This is a genomic window from Actinoallomurus acaciae, from assembly GCF_042429965.1.
Taxonomy (GTDB): domain Bacteria; phylum Actinomycetota; class Actinomycetes; order Streptosporangiales; family Streptosporangiaceae; genus Actinoallomurus; species Actinoallomurus acaciae.
This window is the reverse complement of sequence record NZ_JBHLZP010000565.1, coordinates 1-4,989: the sequence shown is the minus strand read 5'-3', so window position 1 is coordinate 4,989 and position 4,989 is coordinate 1. Positions and strand designations below refer to the sequence as shown.

Here is a 4,989-nt window from a genome sequence, read left to right as displayed (position 1 = left end):
GCGCAGGCGCGAGGCGAGGGCCTGCAGGGCGTGGGCGGGACCCTTCGGCGGGTCCTCGGCCCAGATCGCGTCGATCAGGACGCCCGGCTCGACCGCGCGCCCGCCGGCGAGCGCCAGCCGTACGGCCAGACCCCGCAACCGCGCACCCGGAACGGGCCGGACGGCGCCACCGCGAGACACCTGAAAGGCGCCGAGCAGCGTGACGCGAAGCCGCGCATCCCCGTTCATCTCCCAATCTTCGCGGGCGCACCCTCGAGTCCCCAAACCACCCCGTGTCAGCGCCGTGTGAGCGCCGTGTGAGCGGCCTGCTCCAGTCTTTGCGTGCCTGAGAAGAACTGGATGGCGAGCTTTGGAAGGGGAGTTCTTCATGCATGACGTAGTGATCGTGGGGGCGGGCCCGGTCGGTCTGTTCCTCGCCTGCGAGCTCGGCCTCGCGGGCTGCTCCGTCCTGGTGCTCGAGCGGGAGCCGGAGCCCCGCTCCCCGTGGAAGGCGGACCCGCTCGGGATGCGGGGCCTGTCCGTCGCGTCGGTCGAGGCGTTCTACCGCCGCGGGATGCTGCGACCGCTGCTGACGGCGTCGGGTGTCCACGACGATCCCGGCGGGGACGAGGCGTCGCCTCCTCGCGGCGTCGGCCACTTCGCCGGCATGATGCTCGATCCGGCCGACGTCGACGTCGCCGCCCTGCCGTTCCGGCTGCCCAGCCCGGCGATGGAGGGGGTGAGAACGAACCTCGAAGCGGTCGAGACGGTGCTGTCCGAGCGGGCGTCCGAGCTCGGCGTGGAGATCCGGCGCGGCGCCGGGGTCTCCGCGATCACACAGGACGGCGAGAGCGTGGTCGCGCGAGCCGGCGAGCACGAACACGCGGCGCGCTGGGTCGTCGGCTGTGACGGCGGACGCAGCGCGGTGCGTACGCTCGCGGACTTCGACTTCGTCGGCACCGAGCCGCAGTTCACCGGCTACGCCGTGCTCGCCACCGTCGCCGATCCCGGGAAGCTGCGCCCCGGGTTCAACCTGACGCCGACGGGCATGTACCTCCGGACGCCCGCGAAGGGGTACATCGGCATGCTGGAGCCCGACGGCGGCGCGTTCGACCGCTCGCGGCGGCCGACCCGCGAACATCTCCAGGCGGTGCTGCGCCGTGTATCCGGCACCGACGTGACGCTGAGCGACGTCCACCTCGCCTCGACCTTCACCGATCGGGCGATGCAGACGACGACCTACCGGCAGGGACGCGTCCTGCTCGCGGGCGACGCCGCTCACATCCACTCTCCCCTGGGCGCGCAGGGCCTCAATCTCGGCATCGGCGACGCCATGAACCTGGGCTGGAAGCTCGCGGCGACCGTGCACGGGTACGCGCCGGACGGGTTGCTCGACACCTACACCCGCGAGCGTCATCCGATCGGCGCCCGGGTGCTCGACTGGACGCGCGCCCAGGCGGCGGTCATGAGGCCCGACCCGTACGCACAGGCGATCCAAGGAGTGATTCGCGACCTGCTCGGGACCCGTGACGGAACGACTTACGTGTTCGACAGGCTGTCGGGATCGTCGCTCCGCTACGACCTTGGCAGCGAGCAGCCGCTGATCGGCCGCAACGCCCCGGACCTGCGCCTTGAGGACGGCACTCGCCTCGGCGACCTGATGCGGGACGGACGAGGCGTCGCGCTCGACTTCAGCGTCGGCCGAAGCCTGCGCGATTCGGCGATGGCCTGGGAGGGCCGGATACGGTACGTGGCCGGTGCGGCGAGAAACGACCTCGGATCAGGTGCCGTGCTCGTCCGGCCGGACGGCGTGGTCGCCTGGGCAGGTGACCGCGCCCCTGATCGTGAAGCGTTCGAACGGGCCGCCGGCCGCTGGTTCGGCCGTCCGGAGATCTCAGGGCGCGAACCCTTCCTCTCCTCAACCGAGTTCCAGGAGCGCATATGACGATCACCCTCCGGCCGGGAGACACCGTGATGTTCACCGGCGATTCGATCACCGACTGCCAACGGCTGGAGAGCGAACACGGCCTCGGGTTCGGCTACCCGCTGCGGATCGCGGGCGAGTGGGGACTCCGGCACCCGGAGCAGGCCGTGACCTGGCTGAACTCCGGGATCGGGGGCGACAAGGTGATGGACCTCGAAGCCCGGTGGCAGGCGGACGTGCTCGACGCACGCCCGGACGTGGTGTCGATCCTCGTCGGCATCAATGACGTCGGCTGGCACACGTACGCCCCGGACGGTCACGTGATCCCCGCGGAGGACTACGCGGCGGGTTACGACCGCCTGCTCGCGCCCCTCGCCGAGGCGGGCGTCGATCTGATCCTCATCGAGCCGTTCCTGCTGCCGGTCCGCGGCGCTGTCGAGGTCGGCGACATGCACCTCGGCGCAGAGGTCCGGAAGGAGTGGCGGGCCGACCTGGACCCGAAGATCCAGGTCGTGCGCGAACTCGCCCGCGAGTACGGCGCGCACCTGCTCGCCGCCGACGGCATGTTCGCCGAACTCGCCGCGACGACCGGCCCGGAGTACTGGGCTGCGGACGGCGTACACCCGACCCCGGCCGGCCACGCCGCACTCGCGGCGGCCTGGCTGCGCCTGGTCACGTGACCGCACCCGAACGCCGGATGGGACGCGAGCACGGATTCCACGGTCACGGCGGATCGACCACCAAGCGGCGTCCGGCTCCCGAGCCGGATGGCGAGGAACCAGTGGCGTGTCGGGCGTGCGAGTTCTCGGGTGGCCGACCGGGACGGGTTCGGCGAGGTCTCGGGTGGCCGACCGGGAGGGTATGGCACGGAGCAGCGTGTCCCGCAGCCGGGCGGTGACGCCGGTCTGTGCGGTCAGCCGCGCGCCTGCCGGGTCGCCGCCCCCAAGATGCGGTCGGCGCCGGGCCTGCGCTCGGCGCCGTAGCGCAGGAGCCGCCGGGTGACGTCGGCCGGTTCCGCGCCCGTCAGGTGGCGGGCCAATGCGGCGGGCGTCTTCGAAGGCCTGGCCGAGGCCGGGCGGCATGGCGTGCGCGGGTCGCCGAGGAGCACGATCCTGCCGACCGCGAACGAGGGGAGGGGTACGGCCAGGCGGGCGATCGGGTCGAGGTAGATGTCGGCGGGCGGGGCGGTCTCGATCAACTCGGTGACGAGGGGATACCAGCCGGCCATCAGGGACAGCATCTGCCGACGTCCCTCGTCCGCATCGGGCGGCGGGCCGTCCAGGAGAGAGCCGGTGAACCAGCACAGGCGGTCCTCACCGACGGGGAACAGTCCGAACATCGCGCCGCTGCGGCGGTCGACCAACTGACTGACGAGCCGGTCCGGCGCCGGCGGAGCAGCATGCCGCGCAGGTCCATCCGGCCGGTTCACCGCAGCCCGGGATGACCGGAGAACAGCCGAGCGTAACCTGCTGCCGATACCGTCGGCCGCGACCACGGCGTCGGCTCTCGCCACGGACTCGCCGCCGCTGATCACGGCCACTCCGGTGACGCCGGGCTCCAGGCGCTGAACCGGGTTGTGGTTCTCACCAGGCCGGGCGGCAGCGGTGCGCGTAGCGCCCGGTGCAGTTCCGCCCGGTCGATCATGGCGGGTGCCCCGACCACCTGCTGCACCTGTGCCATGTCGGTGACCAGCAGCGGCAAAGCCACCGAGCAGCCCGCGACCCTGGCCGACCTGCTGACGGAGTCACTGCTCACAGCGGTGACCACGCTGCGCGACCGCTTTCTGGCAATCTTCGAACTGCAACTGGAAGCCACCCACGGGCCGATGCCCGCCTCGACGCTCGCGAGCCTGCGGGACACCGCGTTGCAGGTCACCGCCGGACACCACGGCAAACTTGGCCTCACCACCCCCACACGACGATCGTCACGCTTTACACGGGCGCGCTGTTCACGTCGCCGCCGGGGACTGTCAGCAGGGACGTCGTCCAGGACATGGCCCGGACCATCGTGCGGGGCTGCGGCGTACGCGATGAGGATCCCGGCCTTGGGTAGACGTCGACGGCCGCGACCTGGATCGTGCACCGGACGCCACGCTTCCGCAGGGGGTAAGTCCGGTCAGCGCACTCGGGGATGGCCGGGGGAGCCGCACACGGTCAGACGCCATCTGGGCGGTGCCTGACCGTGGTGCCGCTGGTCGGACTCGGGTGGCCCGGGCGGGCGATGGCGCGCCCAGAGGGATTCGAACCCCCGACCGTCGGATTAGAAGTCCGATGCTCTATCCGGCTGAGCTATGGGCGCCGGTCCGATCAGAGTGTACGGACTCCGGAGCGTTGATGTGATGCCGGTGGCCGCTTACCGCCATCGGCCGCCCGTCGGGCGGGGGCTCGTGTGGCCGATACCGGCCGTGTCCCCTGGAGCTGCGACGATGCATATCAGTCACATAACTTGTTGGATCTTTGTCTGACATAGACGAACAGCCGGATTTCACCCGACCTGTTACGGACTGTCACGACTCCGAGTGAGGGGCCGGTTCCGGCCACGCACAGAGGGCCATGTGGGGCGACCGGAACCCCTCCTTCGGGTGGATCTTTCCGACCGATGCACCGAGGCGGTCACAACCGCGCGGGTTCGGATTTCGTGCGGCCGGGTTTCTCCTAGCCGAGGTCGTAGACCGTCGTGCCGTCCACGGTCTTGGCGGTGTACGTCTTGGCCACCCACGCGGCGATCTGTTGTGCGTCGTCGCTGCCGGAACTTCCGCGTCCGCCGCCCATGGGTGTCGACGTGGCGATGAAGTAGTGGACCTTCTTCTCGCGCACGTACCGCTGGAAGCGGGCCAGTGTGGGGGACGGGTCGGTGCCGTTGAACCCGCCGAGCGCCATCACCGGGGCACCCGTGGCGAGCTGGTAGCCGGCGGCGCTGTTGGAGCCGACCGCGGCGGCCGCCCACGTGTACCTGCCGGCGTTCTGCTTCAGCAGTGCGGTCAGGGCCGCGCCGGGGGCGGGCGCGTCCAGCAGCGCGCCCGGTCCGCCCATGCCTCCGCGGCGCATCCTGCCGCCCTGGCCGCCACCGGAGGGCATGCCGCCGCC

7 protein-coding genes and 1 tRNA gene are annotated in these 4,989 nt (G+C 71.2%); 3 read left to right on the top strand and 5 right to left on the bottom strand.

Annotation, left to right across the window (positions count from 1 at the left end; all coding sequences use genetic code 11):
• On the bottom strand, window positions 1-228 hold a 228-nt coding region (locus ACFFNX_RS41980; RefSeq protein WP_446678553.1), incomplete at its 3' end, for an AfsR/SARP family transcriptional regulator.
• A 139-nt stretch (window positions 229-367) separates the two neighbouring features.
• Here ACFFNX_RS41980 and ACFFNX_RS41975 point away from each other — a divergent pair.
• Together ACFFNX_RS41975 and ACFFNX_RS41970 are read left to right on the top strand one after the other, a co-directional pair.
• On the top strand, window positions 368-1,924 hold the full coding sequence (locus ACFFNX_RS41975) for an FAD-dependent oxidoreductase (RefSeq protein ID WP_378211808.1): 1,557 nt from the start codon (window positions 368-370) through the stop codon (window positions 1,922-1,924).
• A complete protein-coding gene (locus tag ACFFNX_RS41970; RefSeq protein WP_378211806.1) occupies window positions 1,921-2,583 on the top strand; it encodes an SGNH/GDSL hydrolase family protein in 663 nt (220 codons plus the stop codon). Before ACFFNX_RS41975 ends, ACFFNX_RS41970 begins: the two co-directional genes overlap by 4 nt.
• A 233-nt stretch (window positions 2,584-2,816) precedes the next feature.
• Here the strand turns inward: ACFFNX_RS41970 and ACFFNX_RS41965 are convergent, their stop codons facing one another.
• Complete coding sequence (locus ACFFNX_RS41965) at window positions 2,817-3,266, bottom strand: FAD-dependent monooxygenase family protein (RefSeq protein WP_378211804.1); 450 nt, start codon at window positions 3,264-3,266, stop codon at window positions 2,817-2,819.
• A 167-nt stretch (window positions 3,267-3,433) separates the two neighbouring features.
• Window positions 3,434-3,658, bottom strand: coding sequence for a hypothetical protein (locus ACFFNX_RS41960; RefSeq protein WP_378211810.1), 225 nt, complete (start codon window positions 3,656-3,658; stop codon window positions 3,434-3,436).
• Here ACFFNX_RS41960 and ACFFNX_RS41955 point away from each other — a divergent pair.
• On the top strand, window positions 3,582-4,082 hold the full coding sequence (locus ACFFNX_RS41955) for a hypothetical protein (RefSeq protein WP_378211803.1): 501 nt from the start codon (window positions 3,582-3,584) through the stop codon (window positions 4,080-4,082). The genes ACFFNX_RS41960 and ACFFNX_RS41955 overlap by 77 nt on opposite strands.
• A 42-nt stretch (window positions 4,083-4,124) precedes the next feature.
• On the opposite strand, the gene ACFFNX_RS41950 is transcribed toward ACFFNX_RS41955, so the two are convergent.
• Both ACFFNX_RS41950 and ACFFNX_RS41945 read right to left on the bottom strand, forming a co-directional pair.
• Window positions 4,125-4,201 (bottom strand) — tRNA-Arg (locus ACFFNX_RS41950).
• Between the two features lie 356 nt (window positions 4,202-4,557).
• Window positions 4,558-4,989 (bottom strand): mannosyltransferase YkcB-related protein (locus ACFFNX_RS41945; protein ID WP_512699880.1); only part of this gene is annotated, 432 nt, incomplete at its 5' end.